Origin of the sequence: Marinobacter sp. NP-4(2019), from assembly GCF_003994855.1 — a bacterium.
Taxonomy (GTDB): domain Bacteria; phylum Pseudomonadota; class Gammaproteobacteria; order Pseudomonadales; family Oleiphilaceae; genus Marinobacter.
This window is the reverse complement of record NZ_CP034142.1, coordinates 3991743-4014153: the sequence shown is the minus strand read 5'-3', so window position 1 is coordinate 4014153 and position 22411 is coordinate 3991743. Positions and strand designations below refer to the sequence as shown.

18 protein-coding genes and 2 pseudogenes are annotated in these 22411 nt (G+C 58.8%); 15 read left to right on the top strand and 5 right to left on the bottom strand.

The window, feature by feature from the left end; all coding sequences use genetic code 11:
* Position 1: 1 nt before the first annotated feature.
* From EHN06_RS18330 to EHN06_RS18315, 4 genes are read left to right on the top strand one after another with little or no spacing between them, the layout of a single operon-like run.
* A complete protein-coding gene (locus tag EHN06_RS18330) occupies positions 2-586 on the top strand; it encodes a TRAP transporter small permease subunit (protein ID WP_228257349.1) in 585 nt (194 codons plus the stop codon).
* Positions 586-1902: a TRAP transporter large permease gene (locus EHN06_RS18325; protein ID WP_127333928.1), complete on the top strand. Its 1317-nt coding sequence runs from the start codon at positions 586-588 to the stop codon at positions 1900-1902. The genes EHN06_RS18330 and EHN06_RS18325 overlap by 1 nt, the downstream gene beginning before the upstream one ends.
* 1 nt (position 1903) lies before the next feature.
* Positions 1904-2422 carry a gluconokinase gene (locus tag EHN06_RS18320; protein WP_127333927.1) on the top strand — a complete coding sequence of 173 codons (519 nt, stop codon included), beginning with the start codon at positions 1904-1906 and terminating at the stop codon, positions 2420-2422.
* Positions 2423-2478: 56 nt separating this feature from the next.
* The gene (locus EHN06_RS18315; protein WP_127333926.1) at positions 2479-3477 is read left to right on the top strand and encodes a substrate-binding domain-containing protein; all 999 of its coding nucleotides are present in this window, start codon (positions 2479-2481) and stop codon (positions 3475-3477) included.
* Between the two features lie 10 nt (positions 3478-3487).
* Here EHN06_RS18315 and yihA read toward each other — a convergent pair whose 3' ends face one another.
* The gene (gene yihA, locus EHN06_RS18310; RefSeq protein ID WP_127333925.1) at positions 3488-4141 is read right to left on the bottom strand and encodes a ribosome biogenesis GTP-binding protein YihA/YsxC; all 654 of its coding nucleotides are present in this window, start codon (positions 4139-4141) and stop codon (positions 3488-3490) included.
* Between the two features lie 175 nt (positions 4142-4316).
* On the opposite strand from yihA, the gene EHN06_RS18305 reads away from it, so the two are divergent.
* The 3 genes from EHN06_RS18305 (at position 4317) to EHN06_RS18295 (ending at position 6764) form a co-directional block, all read left to right on the top strand.
* Complete coding sequence (locus EHN06_RS18305) at positions 4317-4925, top strand: c-type cytochrome (RefSeq protein ID WP_127333924.1); 609 nt, start codon at positions 4317-4319, stop codon at positions 4923-4925.
* Positions 4926-5220: 295 nt separating this feature from the next.
* Positions 5221-5856, top strand: coding sequence for a thiol:disulfide interchange protein DsbA/DsbL (locus EHN06_RS18300; RefSeq protein WP_127333923.1), 636 nt, complete (start codon positions 5221-5223; stop codon positions 5854-5856).
* Positions 5857-5903: 47 nt separating this feature from the next.
* Positions 5904-6764 (top strand): endonuclease/exonuclease/phosphatase family protein, encoded by an 861-nt coding sequence (locus EHN06_RS18295; RefSeq protein WP_127333922.1) that lies wholly within the window; start codon positions 5904-5906, stop codon positions 6762-6764.
* A gap of 62 nt (positions 6765-6826) precedes the next feature.
* Here EHN06_RS18295 and rpmG read toward each other — a convergent pair whose 3' ends face one another.
* The 3 genes from rpmG to radC all read right to left on the bottom strand — a co-directional run bounded on the left by rpmG (position 6827) and on the right by radC (position 8099).
* The gene (gene rpmG / locus EHN06_RS18290; RefSeq protein ID WP_007153739.1) at positions 6827-6982 is read right to left on the bottom strand and encodes a 50S ribosomal protein L33; all 156 of its coding nucleotides are present in this window, start codon (positions 6980-6982) and stop codon (positions 6827-6829) included.
* A gap of 11 nt (positions 6983-6993) precedes the next feature.
* Positions 6994-7230 carry a 50S ribosomal protein L28 gene (gene rpmB / locus EHN06_RS18285; RefSeq protein ID WP_011786975.1) on the bottom strand — a complete coding sequence of 79 codons (237 nt, stop codon included), beginning with the start codon at positions 7228-7230 and terminating at the stop codon, positions 6994-6996.
* A 194-nt stretch (positions 7231-7424) separates the two neighbouring features.
* Positions 7425-8099, bottom strand: a complete 675-nt coding sequence (gene radC / locus EHN06_RS18280) for a RadC family protein (protein ID WP_127333921.1) — start codon at positions 8097-8099, stop codon at positions 7425-7427.
* 165 nt (positions 8100-8264) lie between these two features.
* Between radC and coaBC the strand changes: the two genes are divergently transcribed.
* The 7 genes and pseudogenes from coaBC to argA all read left to right on the top strand — a co-directional run bounded on the left by coaBC (position 8265) and on the right by argA (position 17426).
* Positions 8265-9452: a bifunctional phosphopantothenoylcysteine decarboxylase/phosphopantothenate--cysteine ligase CoaBC gene (coaBC, locus tag EHN06_RS18275; RefSeq protein ID WP_127333920.1), complete on the top strand. Its 1188-nt coding sequence runs from the start codon at positions 8265-8267 to the stop codon at positions 9450-9452.
* A 23-nt stretch (positions 9453-9475) separates the two neighbouring features.
* The gene (gene dut / locus EHN06_RS18270; protein WP_127333919.1) at positions 9476-9937 is read left to right on the top strand and encodes a dUTP diphosphatase; all 462 of its coding nucleotides are present in this window, start codon (positions 9476-9478) and stop codon (positions 9935-9937) included.
* A gap of 94 nt (positions 9938-10031) precedes the next feature.
* Complete coding sequence (locus EHN06_RS21730) at positions 10032-12665, top strand: phosphomannomutase/phosphoglucomutase (protein ID WP_127333918.1); 2634 nt, start codon at positions 10032-10034, stop codon at positions 12663-12665.
* A gap of 24 nt (positions 12666-12689) precedes the next feature.
* A pseudogene (argB, locus tag EHN06_RS18260) lies at positions 12690-13585 on the top strand (acetylglutamate kinase).
* A gap of 72 nt (positions 13586-13657) precedes the next feature.
* Positions 13658-14899: an acetylornithine deacetylase gene (locus EHN06_RS18255; protein WP_127333917.1), complete on the top strand. Its 1242-nt coding sequence runs from the start codon at positions 13658-13660 to the stop codon at positions 14897-14899.
* Between the two features lie 26 nt (positions 14900-14925).
* Positions 14926-16094: pseudogene (gene argE / locus EHN06_RS18250) on the top strand (acetylornithine deacetylase).
* Between the two features lie 24 nt (positions 16095-16118).
* On the top strand, positions 16119-17426 hold the full coding sequence (gene argA / locus EHN06_RS18245) for an amino-acid N-acetyltransferase (RefSeq protein WP_127333916.1): 1308 nt from the start codon (positions 16119-16121) through the stop codon (positions 17424-17426).
* Here argA and EHN06_RS18240 read toward each other — a convergent pair.
* Entirely contained in the window at positions 17381-18469 is a 1089-nt protein-coding gene (locus EHN06_RS18240; protein ID WP_228257348.1) for an aminopeptidase, read from the bottom strand. The genes argA and EHN06_RS18240 overlap by 46 nt on opposite strands.
* Before the next feature lie 160 nt (positions 18470-18629).
* Here EHN06_RS18240 and EHN06_RS18235 point away from each other — a divergent pair, with 160 nt between their 5' ends.
* Positions 18630-22397, top strand: a complete 3768-nt coding sequence (locus EHN06_RS18235) for a DUF1631 family protein (protein WP_127333915.1) — start codon at positions 18630-18632, stop codon at positions 22395-22397.
* Positions 22398-22411: the final 14 nt, after the last annotated feature.

Sequence of the window (22411 nt, the reverse complement as noted above, 5' to 3'; positions counted from 1 at the left end):
TATGTCTGTTGAAAATAATGCATCCGGTCGGGGTGATGATCCCGATCGGGAGATTGTCCTGCCTGAAAAGGACGAGGATGTGGGGTTCACCTCGCTGGACAGGGGCATTGTCTGGCTTGGCAAGAAACTGAGCCTGGTGTTCGCGGTGATTGTTCTGGTGTCTTTCTACGAAATCATTCGCCGCTATGTATTCGATGCGCCGACACTCTGGGTGCACGAAACCGTGACCTTCGCCGGCGCCACGCTGTTTGTCCTCGGTGGGTTGTATGCCCTGGCCACTGATCGCCATGTCCGGATCGTGCTGATCTATGACGCAGTCTCGCCCCGTGCCCAGCGCTGGCTGCGGGTTGTTCATCATCTGCTGGGGCTCGCCTTTTGTGGCATGCTGCTTTTCGCAAGTTGGTCGATGGCGACAGAAGCGGTGCTGGCACCCTGGGGGGACTGGCGTCTTGAGACGTCCGGCTCGGCGTGGAACCCACCGTTCCCGGCGTTCCTGAAAGTGATCATTCTGGTGGCAGTCGCTGTCATGACGCTGCAGTTCCTGCTGCACCTGGTGCGCGATCTCCGTGGCAAGGGAGGTGTCTGATGTTTGAACTGGCTTCCCTCGGTATTGGTTATGGCAGTCTGTTGATGCTGGTCATGCTGATTGTCCTGCTGCTCACCGGAATGCAGCTGGCATTTGCCACGGGTCTGGTTGCCCTGGTGTTCGCCCTGGGCTGGTTCGGCCCGGATGCGTTACCCATTGTCAGTAGCCGCTTGTATAGCTTCATTGGCAACTATGTTTTCCTGGCAGTGCCCATGTTCGTGCTGATGGCGTCATTGCTGGATCATTCCGGTATCGCCCGCGACCTGTTCGACGCCATGGCTCGCCTGGGTCGCAAACTGCGGGGCGGTGTCGCGATACAGACTCTGGTGGTGGCGGTAATCCTGGCCTCGATGTCTGGCGTCATTGGCGGCGAGACGGTACTGCTGGGGATCCTGGCACTGCCGCAGATGCTACGCCTGGGCTACGATCGCAAGCTGGCCATTGGCACCACCTGTGCGGGTGGGGCGCTCGGTACCATGCTGCCACCCAGTATCGTACTGATTATTTACGGGCTGACCGCTAATGTCTCCATTGGCGACCTGTTCAAGGGTGCCTTTGCGCCTGCACTGATACTGGCACTGCTTTACATGGGGTACGTCCTGATACGTGTCTGGCTGAAGCCGGAGATGGCACCGCTGCCTTCGGATCAGGATGCGCCCGAAACGCCAATGCCGAACTTTTTTAAGGCATTGTTGTTTCCCCTGCTTTCGGTGGTTGTGGTGTTGGGTAGTATCTATGGCGGTGTGGCCTCGGTCACAGAGGCGTCGGCACTGGGTGTCATGGGGATTGCCATCAGTACCTGGATTCGCGGTGAGCTGTCCCTGGCCATGGTACGTAAGGCTACCGTCAGCACGCTGCGGGTCTGCGGCATGATTATCTGGATCGGGATTGGTGCAACCGCGTTGGTCGGTGTCTACAACCTCATGGGGGGTATCGATTTCGTCCGCGACATGGTCTTTGCCGTCAGTGGCGGCCATGGCCTGAGCACCATCCTTTTCATGATGTTGATCCTGCTCATACTTGGCATGTTCCTGGACTGGGTTGGCGTCGCGCTGCTGACCATGCCGATCTTTGTGCCCATCGTCACGGAACTGGGGTACAGCCCGATCTGGTTCGGGGTGGTGTTCTGTATGAACATGCAAGTGTCCTTCCTGTCGCCTCCATTTGGACCGGCGGCCTTCTACCTCAAGACGGTGACGCCGAAGGACATTTCCCTGGGTGAGATCTTTCGGGCTCTGCTGCCATTCATTGCTCTCCAGGTAGTGGCGCTTGGTTTGCTGATTGCGTTCCCCCAACTGGCGCTATGGTGGCAGTGATATGACGGCACCAAAAGTGATCGTAATGGGGGTGTCCGGGTGCGGTAAGAGTCTCGCCGGTACCATGCTTGCCAGCGAATTGGGGGTTCGGTTTTACGATGCGGACGATTACCACAGTCGGGCCAATGTAGACAAAATGGCGGCGGGCATTCCGCTGACCGATGAGGACCGCCGGGGCTGGCTGGATGATCTCGCCGCGCTGATTCGGTGGGAGGCGGGCGGCCTGGTGCTGGCCTGCTCGGCGCTGAAGCGTTGCTACCGCGAGCGCCTTCTGGATCACAATCCGGGGGTGCGTTTGATCTACCTCAAGGGTGATTTTGAAACCATTTGGGCCCGGCATTCCAGGCGAACAGACCATTACTTCAATGGTCGTGCCATGCTGGAGAGCCAGTTTCAGTTGTTGGAGGAGCCGAGCCCTGATGAAAACGCTATTGTCGTGGATGTATCCGTGGCGCCAGGGCAGATCATCAGGCAGTGCCTTGCCGGGCTTGGTCTGCGGGGCGAGGATTCCCGGAACTGATTCGCGGGTCTGCTTGCGGGTATGATAGCCAACTTTAGCCGTGTCTGGAGTCGTAGATGGTAAAGAATAAACGCCCCACATTGCAGGATATTGCCGACCGGGTCGGAGCGACCAAGATGACTGTCAGCCGGTGCCTGCGTGGCGCGGACAATGTCTCTGAACCGATGCGGGAGCGAATCTTTGCCGAGGCAGAGGCGCTGGGCTATATCCCCAACCGTGCTCCGGACCTGCTTTCCAAGTCCACCAGCCATGCAATCGGTGTGTTGTTGCCGTCACTGACCAACCAGGTCTTTGCAGATGTCATCAAGGGGGTAGAGTCGGTCACTGAGCCGGCGGGGTATCACCTGATGCTGGCCCACTACGGATACAGTCCCGAGATAGAGGAGCGCAGTCTGTCTTCGCTGCTGTCCTACAACGTGGATGGCGTTATCCTGTCGGAAAGTCAGCATACCGGTCGTACCCTGAGGATGCTGCAGACCGCCGGGGTGCCGACGGTGGAAATCATGGACACGCACACGGCGCCGTTTGAGCAGGCTGTGGGGTTCGACAACGTCAGTGCGGCCTACGATATGGTACGTGAAATGATCCGGCTCGGACGTCGGCGGGTGGTCTATCTCGCGGTCCGGCTGGATGCCCGAACCCTCCAGCGCCAGGAGGGCTATAACCGTGCCATGGAGGAAGAGGGGCTGGCACCGGTAACCCTCCGCAGTGAACAGCGTTCGTCGTTCAGTGTGGGCGCCACCCTGATGGCGCGGATACTGGAGGAGAATCCGGACACCGATGGCATCTTCTGTACGAATGATGACGTTGCCATAGGGGCGTTCTTTGAGTGCCAGCGCCGGGGCATCCCCGTACCGGAGCGGATCGCTATCGCCGGCTTCCATGGTCACGATGTTGGTCGTGTCATGGTGCCGCCACTGGCGAGCGTGATTACACCGCGGGAGATGGTCGGGCAGCGAGCCGCTGAAGAGCTGATTGCACGCCTGGGTGGTGCGGCAATCAGCGACCAGCGTATTGACCTCGGCTACCGGATTGAGCGGGGCGGAACCCTCTGAGCGCCCCGTGTTAGCCCATCATCTCGTCTGTGACCTCGTCGCTGCCGGCTTCCAGCCATGCAGTCAACGCGTCACGGCTTTCATCAACGCCCCGCTTTGACGTTGCCGAGAACATGATCAGGTGTTCGACGCACTGAAACTCCTTCAGTTTTCCGGCGATGCCCAGCATGGCTGTCTTGGCCTGGCCGAATTTCAGTTTGTCGGCCTTGGTGGCCAGAATCATCAGCGGCAAGTTGTTATGTTCACACCATTCCACCATCATCTGGTCGAAATCGGTCAGCGGGTGGCGAATGTCCATGACCAGTACCAGGCCTCGCAAGCAGCGGCGATCGTTGAGGTAATGCCCCAGGTGTTGTTGCCAGTCGTCCTTCATATCCCGGGAGACCTTGGCGTAGCCATAGCCGGGCAGGTCCACCAGGCGGCAGTTCTCTCGATTCAGTGTGAAGAAGTTGATCAGGCGGGTACGGCCGGGTGTCTTGCTGGTACGCGCCAGTTTTCCGTTGGCGGTAATGGAATTGATCGCGCTGGATTTGCCGGCGTTGGAGCGTCCCGCAAACGCGACTTCCGCCCCGGAATCCAGTGGACATTCTTCCAGCCGCGAGGCGCTGATCAGGAATCGGGCGCTGTTGAATGAGATCGATTTTTGAGTCAGATCAGATGACACGGTGGTTGGGCTTCCTATTGGATTTCAGTTATCAGGGATTAATGTATAATGCTACACCAATTCCGGGCAGCACGCTGAGCGATGCTGCTGTACAGCCCCGGTTTTGTGCCTGTTTGAGTCAGTGCCTGCCGGCTGCATAACGAAGAATACTTTGGATGAGAGAAGCGGAGCGAGCATGAAAAAACTGATCGCAGGAGTTGTTCTCGGTGTTGGCCTCACAGCGATGGCACACGGGGCTGGAGATCCTGAAGCAGGCAAGGAAAACGCAGCCGTCTGTGCCGGGTGCCACGGTCAAGGCGGCGCCAAGCCGGTAATGGCCGCGTACCCCAAGCTGTCGGGGCTGGGTGAGAAATACCTGTACCAGCAGTTGTTGGCTATCAAGAATGGTGATCGTCAGATTGCAGAAATGACCGGACTGCTGGACGACAAGTCTGAGCAGGATCTTAGGGATCTGGCCGCCTACTTCAACGATCAGGCTATGGTGGTTAATCAGGCTGATCCGGAGCTTATTGAGCAGGGTCAGGCATTGTATCGTGGTGGTAACCTCGCGTCTGGCGTGCCAGCCTGTTCCGGTTGCCACAACCCTCAGGGTAAAGGCAACGAGCCGGCGGGTTTCCCGCGTCTTGGCGGCCAGCAAGCCGCCTATGTTGAGAAGCAGCTGAAAGCCTACCGCGATGGTGAGCGCAATGGCTCCGCGAACGCCTCCATCATGATGGACGTTGCCGCCAAGCTGACGGATTCGGAAATCGAGGCAGTGGCCAACTATATTTCCGGCCTGAACTGATTCGTCTTCCGGGCACAAAAAAACCGGTTTCCATGTCCTGGAAGCCGGTTTTTTTATTTCCGCCGGTCAGGGGAGGGTAGGGATTTCCAAAACATTCAAAGAAGCCACGCTTCTCCGTTTTGGAAATCCCTGCCCTCCCCTGATCGGCTGCCATCCTTGGCAATTGTTGTCTGACAGGCATGGGGTCGTTGGCCGTTATTGCCTTTCCTGTGTTTAATTCGGCGACGGTGGAACTTTGTGCGTACGCTGGGTCATAATCAGTCCCAGATTTAATTTACAAAACCGGAGACAGTCGATGTTGAGAAGTCTGAGTACCGCAGTCACCTTCCTGGCGGCCTTCGCCATAGCTGGCCAGGTCAATGCAGCCGAATGGCAGGAGGGCACCCACTATCGGGAGCTGAGTTCTCCGGTCCGTACCGACAGCAGCGAGAGTATCGAGGTGGCCGAGGTGTTCTGGTATGGCTGTCCCCATTGTTACGCGTTCAAACCGCTGATCGAAGAGTGGGCGGAGAATCGCCCGGACGACGTTGATTACGTGCAGATTCCTGCGGCCTTGGGCAAATCCTGGGAGCCCCACGCCAAGGCGTTTTACGCGCTGGAGGCTATGGGTGAGCGGGACAAGGTTCACGATGCCCTGTTCGATGCCCTGGCCGGCGAGCGGCGGCCGCTGAATTCTGGAGAGGCGCTGGCGGAATTCGTCAGTGGTCATGGCGTGGACGGCGAGCAGTTTCTCGAGAACTACAACAGCTTCGGGGTCAACATGCGAATGCAGAAGGCCCAGGCGAAAATTCGTGGCGCGCGTGTCACCGGCACACCGACTATGCTTGTTAATGGTAAGTACACGGTCAGTGCCTCCATGGCTGGCGGCCATGAAGCGGTACTGGAGGTTGTTGACTATCTGGTCGAGAAAGAGCGCGGCTCCGCAGAGTAAGCAGGCTTTGTCTCGGGGCGCGTGCCACAGTCGGGTGAGCCGGTAACATGTACAGACACATTCGCAAGCAGCTGGATGGGTTTCTCCGACCGACCGGAGAGCCCAGGGGGCGTTGTTCCGGAAGTGAGCATGTGCCCGAGTTTGAACCTCACCGGCACATCCGGCTGCTGACCTTCAACATACAGGTGGGTATCAATACCTCCTCCTACCGCCATTACCTGACCCGCAGTTGGCAGCACTTCCTGCCGCATCGCAATCGCATCGGGAATCTGGATCGAATCGCAACCCTGTTGCGGAACTACGACGTGGTGGCGTTGCAGGAGTGTGACGGTGGCAGTCTGAGAAGTGGCTATATCAATCAGGTTCAGTATCTGGCGGAAGCAGCCGGTATTCCATACTGGTACCAGCAACTGAATCGAAACCTCGGGCAGATCGCCCAGCACAGTAACGGTTTGCTGAGCCGGTACCGGCCACTGGATGTCACCGAGCACAGGTTGCCGGGGTTGATTCCCGGGCGTGGTGCCATTATTGCCCGCTACGGTTCGGAGGACGATCCGCTGGTGCTGGTGATGATGCACCTGTCATTGAGTCGGGCGGCCCAGCAGAGGCAGCTGGGGTACATCCGGGAGTTGGTTGGTGATTACCAGCATGTGGTATTGATGGGGGATATGAATAACCACGCGGAAGAACTGCTGACACAGACGCCACTCAAGGAAACCGACCTGATCCCCTTGCCGGATACCGCTCACAGTTTCCCGAGCTGGAGGCCGGAGAAAGCCCTGGATCATATTCTGGTCAGTCCCAGCCTGGAAATTCGACGCTCTGAAGTGGTCAGCTATCCGATGTCGGATCATTTGCCCATTGCCATGGACGTGGCGTTGCCGAAGGGCTATCTGGAAGCCTTCTGAGGCAATGCCGGGCAAGAAAAAACCCGGCGCATGGCCGGGTTTTTCTGGTTGCCAGATCACGATTACTTGATCTTGGCTTCCTTGTACGCAACGTGCTTGCGGACAACCGGATCGTACTTCTTGATCTCGATTTTTTCCGGAGTGTTACGCTTGTTCTTGTTGGTCGTATAGAAGTGACCAGTACCTGCTGATGAAACCAGCTTGATTTTCTCGCGCATGATGCGGCTCCTTAAACTTTCTCGCCGCGGGCACGAAGATCGGCCAGCACAGCGTCAATGCCTTTTTTGTCGATGATGCGCATGCCCTTGGTGGAAACGCGCAGCTTCACGAAACGCTTCTCTGATTCAACCCAGAAGCGGTGGTTCTGCAGATTTGGCAGAAAGCGACGACGGGTGTGATTCATCGCGTGGGATACATTGTTACCGGTGACCGGACGCTTACCGGTAACCTGACAAACTCTGGACATACTTGCCTCCGACCTGAGCAATGGTCTTAATATACGAATTCGTTTAATCGCGCCTCTGGTTGCTACTTGCGCCTCAAATTGCACGCTGCTCGCCAGACGCCGCCAGAAAGGGACGCTTTTATACCAGAACTGGCCCCCCAACGCAAAAAATTGTTGGGAATTTGGCCAGTTTTTTAGGTCTGGCCCAGGCTGGCTTACATCAGTCCCCGTTCAGCCAGGGATATTACCTCACCGTGGCCTACGACCATATGGTCAAGAACCCTGATATCCACCAGGCCAAGAGCTTCTTTAAGGCGTCCGGTCAGGGCAATATCCGCCTGACTGGGTTCGGCCACACCGGATGGATGATTGTGGGCAAAAATGACTGCCGCCGCATTATACTCCAAAGCTTGCCGGACTACCTCCCTGGGATACACGGCTGCGCCGTCAATGGTGCCGCGGAACAGTTCCCGGTATTGGATCACGCGGTGGCGGTTATCCAGAAACAGGCCGGCGAACACTTCGTGGGGGTAGGTGCCAAGACGACTGCACAGAAACCGCCGGGTGTCCGCCGGCGAGCGCAGAGGGTCTCCTTGTCTGAGGGGCTCGTCCATCACTCTTTGCGCCATTTCCATGGCCGCCTGCACCTGGGCGTATTTGGCCGTCCCCAGTCCCCTGACGCCACAGAACTGCCGCCGGGAGGCGGTCATCAGGCCCCGGAGTCCGCCAAAGGCGTCGATAAGGTGTCGCGCCAGATCCATGACCGGCATGCCGGCGGTGCCGGTGCGAAGGAATATGGCCAGTAGTTCGGCATCGGAGAGGCTGTCGGGCCCGTGGGCCAGCAATCTTTCCCGCGGGCGTTCGTCCGCAGGCCAGGGGTGGGTTGTCATGAATGCGTCCTTGCGGTTTACAGATAATGGCTTGAAATCTGTGGCGGCGCTCCCTGCGCAGGCCACTAAAATCCAGACGGAAGTCTAGCACGGGATGCAGGCTGCCGGGAGATGTTTGCCGTGCTATCTTATAGGCCTTTTATTTTTGCCGGATACGGAGCAACTATGGCCGCGAAACGAATTCTGCTGGGGATCACCGGTGGTATTGCCGCTTACAAGAGCGCGGAGCTGGTGCGGTTGTTGAAGAAGGCCGGGTACCCGGTACGTGTCGTCATGACCCGCGGTGCGGAGGCCTTCGTGACGCCATTGACCTTTCAGGCGCTCAGTGGGGAGCCGGTGCGGACATCCCTGCTGGACCCGGAAGCGGAGCAGGGAATGGGGCACATTGAGCTGGCGAAATGGGCGGACCAGGTGGTCATCGCCCCGGCGACCGCCGACTTTATTGCCCGTCTGGCCCAGGGTATGGCGGACGATTTGCTAACCACGCTGTGTTGTGCCACTGAAGCGCCCATCGTGGTGGCGCCTGCGATGAATCAGGCCATGTGGAATAACCACCGCACCCAGCGCAACATCGGATTGCTGGAATCGGATCCGCAGGTCACGCTTTGGGGGCCGGATCAGGGGTCACAGGCCTGCGGGGATACCGGGCCGGGCCGTATGCTGGAGGCTCAGGATTTGTTTGAGCGCATTACCGCGGTCTACGACGGACCGTTGTCGGGCAAGCGGGTCGTTATTACCGCCGGGCCAACGCGGGAACCCATCGATCCGATCCGCTACATCAGCAACCACAGTTCGGGGAAAATGGGCTATGCCATCGCTGCCGCAGCCAGGGATGCCGGTGCCCAGGTGGTGTTGATCAGTGGGCCGGTGTCCATCCCGGCACCCACCGGTGTGGAGGTTCGTGCCGTGGTCACGGCCGACGACATGTTGGCTGCCGCCGGGCAGGCAGTGGATGAGGGCTGTGATGTATTCATTGCTACCGCGGCCGTTGCCGATTACCGGCCGGATACCTGTGCCAGTGACAAGATCAAGAAGACCCGCGAGGATATGACGCTGTCGCTGGTACGTAACCCCGATACCCTGGCGTCCATCGCGGCTCGTCCCGATGCGCCGTTCACGGTGGGCTTCGCGGCGGAAACCCGCGATGTGGAACACTATGCCCGGGACAAGATGCAGCGCAAGAAGCTGAACATGATTGTGGCCAACGATGTATCGGAGCCCGGGATCGGCTTCAACAGTGACAATAATGCCGTCACGGTGTTCTGGCGCTCGGGGCAGCAGGCCATCGGGCCGGAAAGCAAGGCCGGCATTGCCCACCAACTGGTGGAACTGATTGCCGAACAGATCCAATAACAGAGCTACTCACAGGAAACTCCATGACACGACAAACTTTCCAGGTCCGCATTCTGGACCCACGCATCGGGGACAGTATTGCGTTTCCGGAATACGCCACGACCGGATCGGCAGGACTGGATCTGAGGGCTTGCCTGGACGAACCGTTAACCCTGAAGCCCGGAGATACCCAGTTGATCAGGACCGGACTGTCGATCCATATTGCCGACCCGTCCCTGGCAGCCATGATTCTGCCCCGCAGTGGCCTGGGCCATAAACATGGCATTGTGCTGGGCAACCTGGTGGGGCTGATCGATTCCGATTACCAGGGAGAGCTGATGGTGTCGTGCTGGAATCGGGGGCAGGGCGAATTCACCGTGGATGTCGGGGAGCGTCTGGCACAGCTGGTGCTGGTGCCGGTTGTGCAGGCCGATTTCGAAGTGGTGGAGTCGTTTGATGCCAGCGCCCGTGGCGTCGGCGGATTCGGGTCAACAGGAACCCGCTGACTGGGCAACAGTCTGTAAACGCGGCGACATTGCCCGACGTCTATACTTGGGTAACTCATTGCCGCGGGCGAACAATTTCAGTGCAGGATGGACTATGAAGCTGGGTAGGAAGAAATCGGATGAGGCCGTAGCGGAGACAGCGGACAAGCCGGCAGGCAAACAGAAGCGCAAGAGTCGGGAAGCCAGGGGGCCAGGTCTGAGGCGATTGGGGGCCGTGGCCAGTGTTCAGGCTGTCACTGTGCTGGTGGGCGGGCTGTTGGCAGCGGCACTGCTTTACCTGTTGGTGCTCGGGCCGGCGGAATTGCGCCGCGCTGACAACCTGGCTGCGCAGGAAGTCGATGCCGCCGCCAGCCAGTTGAACCTGCACCTTGCTACCCTGCAGTCTGCTGTCGAGGGCCTTGCAGCCCAGCGCCACGTCCGTGAGGCCCTGATTGATAGCGCGGGGATAGAATCGGTCGCTGCGGAACTGGGTGGCACCCTTCCGGGCGTCCAGGCCGTGCATCTGTTTCCCTATGGTGATATTCCGCGAAGTACAGGTGGTTCCGACACGCTCGGGTTTGCTGGACTGGACCTGGCGCGCAGGGCTGAGTCTGGCAATACGCTGCACCCTGATGCTTTCCCGCGGGACGGCCAGTGGTATTTCCAGATGGCAGCCGCGGTTCGCAACCCCGGTAACCGCGCCACGGCAGGCAGTATGTTGGTGGTGTTTGATGCGTCCGGATTGCAGCCGCTGCTGACGGTGAATAATCGTGAGCTGGGCGGAAAAATGTCACTGATACAAAGTGTCAGTGGTTCGTCCCGGGTGGTGGCAAGCAATGGCGTTGGCGATGGTGATGCGGTGGAACGGGCACTGGCTGCTCCGGGCTGGTCTCTTAGATACCAGCCCGCGTCCGCGCCGGCGCCGGTGGTTAACATCGGCCTTGCTATTATCCTGACCCTGGTTCCCGCCCTGATGGCCGCCATTGTGGTCTGGGTGCTGCTGGGGAATGCCCAGCGCGGTCTTCGCCAGGATGTGTCCGTACTGATCCAGTGGGCCCACAAGGTGTTTAGTGGCGAGCGACTCAAGCTGCCGACGCTGAAATGGGATCTGGTGGCATCCATGGGTGAAGCGCTCTATCGCCTGTCCCAGGTGGTGGACAAGCGCTTGGTCAAGGCTGCGGAGTCCGCGCGCTCCCGAGCTCCGGTAGGAGAAACAGGCGCTACCGAGGAGCCGTTGTTCCAGGATAAGGACATGCTGGATATTGATATGCTGGACGGTGACGATGACGTGCTGGGGTTGGGAGGCGGCGCTGGTGACGAAGCAACCAATGGCCCTGATAACACCCCCGCAGTGGAGGAAGTGGCGATGCCCCAGGTTGACATACCGGCGGGCATCTTTCGCGCCTATGATATTCGCGGTATCGTCGGTGAAACCCTGTCATCGGAGATCGTCAACGTTATCGGGCAGGCCATCGGCAGCGAAGCAGCGGAACGTAACATCGACAGCCTCTGTATTGGTTATGATGGCCGGCATTCGAGCCCTGATCTGGCCGATGCCCTTGCCAGGGGGATCATGTCCGCTGGCTGTAACGTGATTCATGTGGGCGCGGTTCCCACGCCGGTGCTGTATTTTGCTACCCATTATCTGCAAACCGGGTCTGGAGTGATGGTGACGGGAAGTCACAATCCCGCCAACTATAACGGACTGAAAATCATGCTGGGGGGTGAGACGCTTTCCGGCGAGGCAATCCAGAAGTTGTACCAGCGAACCCAGACCGGCGACATGGTCCGTGGTCAGGGTGCACAATCGTCTGAAGATGTGCGCCGTGCGTATCTGGACCGGATTGTTGGGGACATCGCCGTGGCCGCCCCCCTGAAAGTGGTACTGGACGCTGGCAATGGTATTGCCGGTGAGCTGGCGCCCATGCTGGTGGAAGAACTGGGTTGTGAGGTGGTCCCCCTTTATTGTGAAGTGGACGGAGACTTTCCCAACCACCATCCCGACCCGGGCAAACCCGATAACCTGGTGGATCTGATTGCGCGGGTGAAGTCTGAACGGGCGGATATTGGTCTGGCGTTCGATGGTGATGGTGATCGCCTGGGCGTGGTCACCAACAGCGGCAAGATCATCTGGCCCGACCGGCTGCTGATGCTGTTTGCCAGGGACGTTGTCTCCCGCAATCCCGGTTCCGATGTGTTGTACGATGTAAAATGTAGCCGTCGCCTGGCGGGGGTGATTTCCGAATCGGGTGGTCGCCCGATTATGTGGAAAACCGGCCACTCCCTGATGAAGGCCAAGATGAAGGAGACCGGTGCGTTGCTCGCTGGAGAGATGAGCGGGCACATATTCTTTGGCGAGCGTTGGTACGGCTTTGATGATGGGCTGTATTCGGCAGCGCGCCTGCTGGAGATCCTGGGTGTTGAGGATCGCCACAGTGACGAAGTGTTCGAAGACTTCCCGGAAGATATCAGTACCCCGGAACTGAATGTCGAGGTCACTGAGGAGAGCAAGTTCCAGCTGGTGGAACGCCTGGGCCGCGAAGGCGAATTCGGGGACGGGAGTATCAGTACCATCGACGGTATCCGTGTGGATTCCGCCGATGGCTGGGGTTTGTGCCGTGCCTCCAACACGACACCGGTGCTGGTGCTCCGATTCGAAGCAGAAACCGAGGAGGCGCTGGAGCGTATCAAGAGTGTGTTTCGTGGTCAGCTACGGAAAGTGGCTCCCGACCTCGTGGCAGATTTTTAATTGACAGATTACAAAGGCAGAAGCATGGCACTGGATCGTGAAACAGCAATGCAGGTGGCGTCCGTCCTGAGTAAAGGCTTGCCCTATATTCAGCGGTTTACCGGGAAAACCGTGGTCATCAAGTACGGCGGCAACGCCATGGAAAACGAAGAACTGAAAAGCAGCTTTGCCCGGGATGTAGTGCTGATGAAGCTGGTCGGCATCAACCCGATTGTGGTTCACGGTGGTGGCCCCCAGATTGGCGGGTTGCTCGAGCGCCTGAATATCCAGTCCCGCTTTGTGAATGGCATGCGGGTGACGGACAGTGAAACCATGGACGTTGTCGAGATGGTCCTGGGGGGCAGGTCAACAAGGAAATCGTGTCCCTGATCAACGCCCATGGCGGGACGGCAGTGGGACTGACCGGTAAGGATGCCAACCTGATCCGTGCCCGGAAACTGGAGGTGGTCAATCGTTCAGCCGAGCTGGAACGCCCGGAAATCATCGATATCGGTCACGTTGGTGAAGTTGACAGTGTGAATGTCGAAGTGATCGAAATGCTGACCCGCAGCAATGTCATTCCCGTCATCGCGCCAATCGGGGTGGGTCCCGATGGTGCGTCCTACAACATTAACGCCGACCTGGTTGCGGGCAAGGTGGCTGAGGCGATGAAGGCCGAAAAGCTGATCCTGTTAACCAATGTCTCCGGTCTCAAGAGCAAGGAAGACAAGGTCCTGACCGGCCTGACGGCAAAGCAGGTCAACGACCTGATAGAGGATGGCACCATCCATGGCGGCATGTTGCCGAAGATTCGTTGTGCCCTGAATGCGGTGGAAAATGGCGTACGCACGTCACACATTATTGATGGTCGGGTTGCTCATGCGACCCTGCTTGAGATATTTACGGACGAAGGAGTGGGAACGCTGATCTCCCGCAATTAGGGCGGCCTTCGGGCTGATATTTGGTGGTGCAGTCCGATCGGTACCAATCCGGACGGACAAGAGGATGAATGAATGAAACGCCTGCTGACCTTTGGTGTTGTCGTGGTTCTGCTGGGCTGGTTGCTGTTCAAGGCGTCTGTCTGGTGGCTGGCGGACCAGCGCCTGGCTGAAGCCAGGAAGGCCATAGAGAGCGTCGGGGTTATTCAGCGGGGCGCTATCGGTTCCGGCATTGAAGGTCGCCTGCTGTTGACGGCTGCCAGTTACCAGGATTTTCGGCTGGCACAGCCGATCGACATTGGCCGGATGGCGTTTGACGCAGGTTCACCGCTGAATCTCCTGACGGTTCTGGTGGATCCTGACCGTCTGCCAGCGGTCTGGTCACTGCGGGCGGAGAACGTCGAGCTCGCCCTGGAAGCCACCATGTTCCGCAACTGGGTTACCGCCTCCGGGGAGACCAACCCGGCGCTGTTTGCCCCCGTGTGTGGTCCGGACCATCGTCAACAATTGGGGAGCGGGGATCTGGTGCGCATGGGGGTTAATGGCATCGTCGGGGAGGCTCAGATCCGCCAGCATCCTGACCGTCTGTACCTGGAACTGACCACCGCAAGTACCGGTAGCCTGGAGGTCGAGTGGCCCGGGGCGCGGGTTGATATCATGAACCGCGATCAGCCGGTGCAGGGCGCTGACGCTCCAATGACGGTGACCATCCGTGACGGTGGTCTGATGCGCCGGGTCGCAGCCTACTGCGCCCGGGAGTCGTTGGTGACGACGGCGGAATGGACCAGTCTTGTCATGGATGCTTTTCGCAAGGCGCTGAATGCCCGCGGTTATGAGGCCAGCGCCCAGTTGCTTGCCCTCTACCGTCAGTGGTTGACCGAAGGTGGCGAACTGACCTTGGTGCTGGAGCCCGGTCAGCCGGTCTATGGCGTGCCGGTGCAGGGAGTCGGCGAGGAAAATATCCCGGATCTGACGGTCAGTTACAATGGTCAGTTGGTGCCGGATGTCTATCTGAAGCAGGTTGAGGCACCGGAGCCGATGGTTGCCGAGCAGTCCCTGCAGCCTGTGGTACCGGAAGGCGCCGACAATCCGGTGGTGGGTTGGTACCCTGCGGAATTGGCAGAAGCCGGACGTTGGGTCGGGCATAATGTGAGAATTACCCTGTCCAACGATAATGTGGTGGAGGGCCGGCTGGCCAGTGTCGGCGAGCAGAGCCTGGAGGTTGCCCGGATTGTCGGTGGTGGTGAAATCGCCTATCCAATGGTGATTCGTGCAATTGATACATTTGAGGTCTGGCGGCGTGGCCAGGCCCGGTGACCCGGAATCGGGCCAGGAATCGTTTTATGTCTGAGTCCACGAATAAAGCCGATGCAGTCCCCGGTATCCGTGAGATGCTGACCCGGCTGATTGCCCTGCCATCCATCAGCAGTGCAACACCGGACTGGGATCACAGCAACGAAGCGGTGGTACGGACACTGGCGGAATGGCTGGAGCCGCTGGGGTTCACGGTGGAGCTGATGGAAGTGCCCGGCATGCCGGGCAAGTTCAATATGATTGCCACCCTTGGCAGTGGCCCGGGGGGCTGGTGTTATCCGGCCACACCGATACCGTGCCTTTTGACGACAAGCGCTGGCAGAGTGATCCCTTTACCCTGACTGAACGTGATGATCGCTGGTACGGGCTGGGTACCTGCGATATGAAGGGGTTTTTCCCGCTGGCCATTGAGGCGGCCCGCGAGTTTGTCGATCAGGATCTGAAGCAGCCGCTGATCATCCTGGCCACGGCCGACGAGGAAAGCTCGATGAACGGTGCCCGGGCCCTGGCGGAAGCGGGGCGTCCGAAAGCCCGGTATGCGGTGATCGGGGAGCCGACCAATCTCAGGCCAGTGCGCATGCACAAGGGTATCATGATGGAGCGGCTGGCGTTTGAAGGGCAGTCCGGGCATTCCTCTGATCCGTCCCTTGGCCGCAGCGCTCTGGAAGGTATGCATGAAGCGTTGGGAGAACTGTTGTCCCTGCGTTCCGTCTGGCAGGAGAAATACCGGAACCCGAATTTCAGGGTTGAGGTGCCGACGATGAATCTGGGATGCATTCATGGCGGCGATAATCCCAACCGGATTTGTGCCAACTGCGAACTGCATTTTGATTTGCGGCCTTTGCCCGGCATGGATATGGCGTCCCTGCGCCAGGCCATCCTCGACAAACTGCGACCGGTTGCCGAGCGTCGCGAGCTGTCCATGGTGTTTGAGCCTTTATTCGATGGCGTGCCGCCGTTCGAAACGCCGGCGGATGCACAACTGGTCAGGGTCTGCGAAAAACTGACCGGCCATACCGCCCATGCTGTGGCATTTGCCACCGAAGCACCCTGGATGCAAAAGCTGGGACTGGAAACCCTGGTGATGGGGCCGGGGTCGATTGATCAGGCACACCAACCAGACGAGTTCCTGGAACTGTCGCAGCTGGATCCGACCGTACGTATCCTCAAGGGATTGATCAAACAGTTTTGCCTGTAGTGTTCAGGCCATCAGGAGAGACGATTGAAATCTAACGACTGGCTGCATGGGTTCCGCCACTCATCTCCCTATATCAACACCCACCGTGGGCGTACGGTGGTGCTGACCATCGGTGGCGATGCGATTGCCCATGACAACTTCATCAACATTATCCATGACATCGCGCTGCTGAGCAGTCTTGGGGTGCGCCTGGTGGTGGTGTTCGGGGCCAGGCCGCAGATTCAGGAACGACTGGATGAAGCCGGGGTGGAGTCGTCGTTCCATCGGGATCTGCGGGTGACGCGGGAACAACATCTTCCCCTGGTATTGCAGGCCATAGGTGGACTGCGGGCCTACCTGGAAAGCCGGCTGTCCATGGGACTGGTGAATTCGCCCATGCACAATGCCCGCATTCGCGTCAGTGGTGGCAACTTTGTGGCCGCCCGCCCGGTTGGCGTTCTTGATGGTATCGACTTCGGGTATACCGGTCGGGTTCGCAGGGTGGACGTGGCCGGTATCGAAAAGCTGCTGGAACTGGGGCACATTGTCCTGTTGCCGCCCCAGGGGTATTCGCCAACCGGGGACGCCTTCAATTTGTCCTACGAGGATGTCGGCAGCCAGGTTGCAGCGGCGCTGCAGGCCGAAAAGCTGATCATGTTTATTGACGATCAGGGACTGCTCGAGTCCGATGGTTCGCTGATTCGCGAATTGTCCGCGAGACAGGCCAATGAACGGCTGGCGGCGGGCGCAGTCACCGGCCACGATGCGGCATTGCTGAAAGCTGCCTGTGACGCCTGCGTCAAGGGCGTGCGGCGGTCCCACATCATCAGTTATGTGAACGACGGTGCCCTGCTGGAGGAACTGTTTACTCGTGATGGCTCCGGTACGCTGGTCAGTGGTGACCATTACGAGCAGATCCGCCAGGCCCGGGTGGAGGACATCGGCGGTGTGCTGGAGCTGATCCAGCCGCTGGAGGAACAGGGTATCCTGGTGCGCCGCTCGCGGGAGATGCTGGAAACGGAAATTGACCGATTCGTGGTCGCGGAGCGGGACGGTACCATTGTCGGATGCGCTGCGCTGTATCACTACCCGGATGAAGGCGCGGGTGAATTGTCGTGTTTTGCGGTGGATCCGAACTACCGTCGTTCCGGACGGGGGGACGATATTCTCGCGATGGTGGAAAAACTGGCGCGGGGCCAGGGCATTCAGCAATTGTTTGTGCTGACGACCCAGACCGAACACTGGTTCCGGGAGCGGGGCTTCCAGCCCTCCACAGTGCAGGCTCTGCCGGGCCCCAAGCTGGCGTCCTACAACACCCAGCGTAACTCAAAGGTGTTCGTCAAAACGCTGTGACAGTTGCCTGAGAGCCTGTATGCGTTGTTCCTCGTCCTGTTCGGACAGGGCCAGTACCCGGTCAAAAAGTCATCAAAGCGGTAATCCTGTTCTTTCAGCAACTGCCGAAAGCCGGGGACATACTGGTTGTATTGACGGAACAGGGCAATGTTGGCGTTATTGAGCGACTCAATGCGTTTCCCCAAAGGTCCGGGTTCTTCCCAGTGCATGGCCAACCGGTTGTATTGACTGATCAGCTCCGCGAACAGCTGCTCTTTCTGATGTCTCATGGTGTCCGTGGATAACTCTCCTTCGCGCTGGTAAAGGGCTTCCAGTTCCCGGGACGTGTTCTCCACCAGGGCCAGAGTCTGGTTGCGCTGTTCCTGACGCCGCAGTGCCGCCTCGAACTGTTCGCCTTCGCCCCGTTCCTCCAGCCAAAGCCTGAGGCCTTCCAGTTCCACAGCCGTGGCAAAACTCTCGTTAAACGCCGTGTCCTGGTCGATGTAGAGCACCCGGTGGGCCAGTTCATGGAATATCAGTGCGACCATGCGATCATCGGATAGACTCGTGAACCCGCTGTGGAGCGGGTCGTCAAACCAGCCCAGGGTCGAATAGGCCGTCACACCGCCGATGAAGGTGTCATAGCCGCGCTTGTCGAACTGGCGCTGTTCTGCCCGTGCACCGTCGAGGTCGAAATAGCCGCGGTAAGCCTGACACCCGACGACCGGATAGCACCATTGATGCGGCGTGAGGGAGAATTCCGGTACCGCCACCAGATTGACCACGACCCAGGGCCTGCCCAGCTCGGAATAGTCTGCATACGCCTCGCCGGTGGGTAGCGCGAGGCGGGTTTCGGCAAACTGGCGGGCCTGGTCTGCCAGGATCAGCTTGCGTCTCAGTTCGCTGTTGGTGTCGGGATCGGCCACCAGGTCGTCCAGTGGCTGAGAGGCCAGCATCAACGAAACATGACCACCAATCGCCTGGCTGTAGTAGCCAATAGTCGAACACCCTGGAAGTAGGGTTACCAGTAGCAAAAGAAGATAGATCTGATTAAGCTGTATCATGGTTCACAATGTGATGGTGAGGCTGTCTCGCAATGGGTTTGCCCACTATATTACAGACATGTTCCCCGTATAGTAGCAGGTGGCCCTGGCCGCCATTTCAGGGACGCTGGTCAGGGTGAGAATTTGGACCACCCTGGCATTGCCGGATATCAGGTAGTACATGGATCCCAGAGAACGTCGCACAAGCCCCCGACAGCCGATCAAACTTGCGGCCCAACTGGATCTTGGGGCGGGCGAGACGTGGCCATGTCAGATCGCGGATTTTTGTGCTGAAGGGCTGTTTATTCGTTACTCGGGAGAAACATCGCGCAAACTTGAGCGCGCGATCGCCCGGGGTGCCCCGGATGAAATTACCGTTCGTTTTCGCTCCGCTGACGGCAATCGCCGCCACGAGTTGCATGTCAGTATTGTCCGGCGTATTGACGGCGCTATGGGGGTGCACTTTGTCCGTGCCAATCCGGATGCCGTGAGCGCGATGCTGAAGCAGTGTGGTGGTAACCGTCACCAGGAACGATCGGTTCTGCGTGCACCCAGTGATCGGGTGCAGTTTGTCCTCCATCAGTCTGCCCGTGCGGTTGTCCAGTTTATTGAGCCACTGATGGATTCCTGTCTGGCGCAAATGATTGTGGCATTGAAGCAGGCAGCCCAGAGGGCCGCCAGCGACCAGCAGGCCAATGAGTATATGGATGCCTCCGGTCAGCTCCAGGCCCGGCAACGGGTGATCTGGCACCAGATGGCGCAAAGCCTCGAGTCACCCCTGAAACCCGCGCCAAAAGGATTCCCCGGCGCGGAACTGTCGGTGGTGGACAAGGGTGAATTCGAGGACTGGCTGACCATCCGGGTGATGGTTACCAAGGCCGATACCCTGTACCGGGGGGAGCTTCTCCAGCTCAAGCTCAGACTGGACAAGTTAGGTATTGCCAATTCCACTGGCCACCACAACCCCCTGGGACCGTCGCTGGTTTGTGAGTCATTCCACGCCGGGCTGAGCCACCTGAAAGCCAGTCGCGAAGTGGAAAAGGTCTGCCTGAAGGTTTTCGAACAGTTGGTGCTGCAACAGCTCGCTCCGCTTTATCAGGAACTGAACAACATCCTGATTCGTCATGGCGTTATGCCGGATCTGGATTTGAGTAAATACCTGTCAGAACGCTCTACGGTGAGTGATGATCCAGCCCGGGAGGTAGCCACCGGTCCCGCGAAGGCTGCAAACAAGTCCGGCTCCCATTCGGCGTCAGTCGCGTCGCCGGCCCCTGCTTCCGGAAAATGGGCCGGGGGCACCCATTCCGCTAAAACCGCGCCTGCCGAGTTTCGCAGTTATGCCAATGCCGCGCAGACAGCGTTCGCCACGGTTCGTAACCTGATCGGCACGTTGGCTGCGAGTCGGTTGGCTCGGGGAGACACGGAGCCCATGGCCTTCGCTCCCAATGCCCGGCCATTGTCGGTTGGCGAGCTACATCGGGAGCTGCAGCATTTACAGGTTGAGTCAACCGCGTCACCGGAGCAGCCGGGTACACTCAGGGACCGTGTCGTCGAACACATCAGAGGCAGTGGTGATGTTGCCCTCAACGACGAGCAGCAGGAGACCCTGGATGTGGTGGATCGCTTTTTCCGCAGCGTGGTGGAAAGCCCAAAGCTCAGCGATTATGCCCAAAGCCGTATGCGCCAGCTGGAAGTGCCGGTGTTGAAAGTGGTGATGCGGGATCCGTCCTTTTTCGACGATCAGGGCAGCCCTGTTCGTGGCGTCATGAACCGTTTGGCCCAGCTCGGTGTCAGGGGTGGGCGCATTAACCCCGTGGTGCAGCGTCGGGTTGATGAACTGATCCATCGCATTACCACTGATTTTGAGCAGGATACGGGGGTCTTTGAAACCACCGTGCAGGAGTTGGATACCCTGATTGACCGTCAGAACCTGGTCTATCGGCGCAATGTGGAGCGGGTCACCGCAGCTGCGGAGGGGGCGCAGAAAGTGTCTGACTCCAAGTCCGCCGTCACAGAAGTGCTCAACCGGAAACTGGCTGGCCGCAAGGTTCCCAAGGCACTGTTGAGTCTATTGGAAGGCGGGTGGCGTGACCTGCTCTCATTGACCTGGATCCGACAGGGGCCGGACAGTCAGTTATGGCAGGACTACCTGTCGGTGATTGATCTGCTGCTGGCGTTCGCCGATGATCCCCGCGCGGGTATCAATCTGCCGGAATTGTTGCGGGTGATTCAGGATGGTCTGTCCTCGATATCAAGCAACCATATGCCCTCATCCCAGATTCGGGAAGAGTTGAAACAGTTCCTGGTGCGCAAGACCGATAAGCCGCCGGAATTGGTGGAAATGCCTCCTGTCCAGACCGAAGAAGACCAGCGCAAGAAGCTGTCCGAGCGGGAGCAGCGCAGCCTCCAGCGCTGGATCCATCGTGCCCGGCAACTGCGCACCGGCGACTGGCTTCGGGACCAGGAAGACCCAGACAATCCCCAGTATATTCGCCTAGTGTGGGTGGCACGGAGTTTCAGTCGTTTTGTGTTCGTGAACCATCAGGGTATGAGGGTTGTGGAACTGGATCTGGAGGCCCTGGCGCGCCAGATGCGTAAGGGGATTGTGGTGCCCGACAGTCAGTATGATCGGCCGTTGGTGGATGAAAGCCTGGATCGAATGGTTCGCAAGGTCTATGACCAGCTGTCCTGGGCCTCCACCCATGACGAACTGACCGGGTTACTGGGGCGCCGGGAGTTTGAGCGGATGCTGGATCAGCAACTGGCGCGCCATGAAGACGAGCGTGCCCTGGTGCGACTGGACCTGCGTCAGTTCCGATTATTGAATGATACCGCCGGCTATCAGGCAGGCGATGATGCTCTCCGCCAGGTTGCGGATCTGCTCCGGGCCAGGGTGGGTGATGGTATGCCACTGGCGCGCTTGTCCGGAAATGAGTTTGCCTGGCTGCTGCCGGCCGAAACGGCGCTGACCACCACCCAGGGCATTGTGGCTGATATTGAGGCGGCGGAGTTTACCTTTGACGGCCGATGCTACAGGTTATCGGCCAGCGCCGGACTGGTGCCGGAATTGCCGGCTCTGACGGCTGCTCAGCGCTGGCTGCGCGCATCCGAACACGCGGTTAAAGCATCGAAGAAACAGGGGCATGGCAAGATCGTTGAATATGCCCTTGATGCAACGGACCAGTCCCGCCAGGACCAGATTGCCGCGAAAGTGGCGAGTCTGGGAAACCTGGACGAAGAACGCATGCTGTTGCGTTGCCAGAAGATCATTCCGCTGCATGCCCATACCCGTATGTTGTCGCAGTACGAGGTGTTGATCAGCATGTACGATGATAGCGGTGACCTGATCACCGGCAGCGACTTTGTGCGCATGGCCGAACGTTATGATCGCATGCAGGCGGTGGACCGCTGGGTGGTGGGGCGCATGCTGGACTGGTTGCGGGACAAGGCCCCGGATCCCGACCACCTCGGTGGCGTGTGTATTAATCTGTCCGGTTATTCCCTGAATGACCAGTCATTGCTGGAATTCATTTATGACAAACTGAGCCAGAAGGATGCCCCCATTGAGCGCCTCTGGTTTGAATTGACGGAAGCCACCGCCGTGAATGATCTCAATCTCCTGGCAGGGTTCATTTCGGAGATGAAGGAGTTGGGTTGCCGTTTCTGCCTGGGCAATTTCGGTAGTGGTCCGGTATCGTTCCAGCTGATGCGCAGCCTTCCGGTCGATCTGATCAAGCTGGACAGTGTGTTCACCAACCAGGTGGACATCAATGAAACGGACCGGGCGATGGTGCAGTCGATGGTGGACATGGCGCACTATATGAAACGGGAAGTGATTGCCTGCCAGGTTGAATCCCGTGAAGTTCTCGATATGCTGAGGCATCTGGGTGTGGACTATGCTCAGGGTTTTGTGATTGAAAAGCCTCGGCTGCTGGACAGCCTACACTAACGCCTGACCACGGT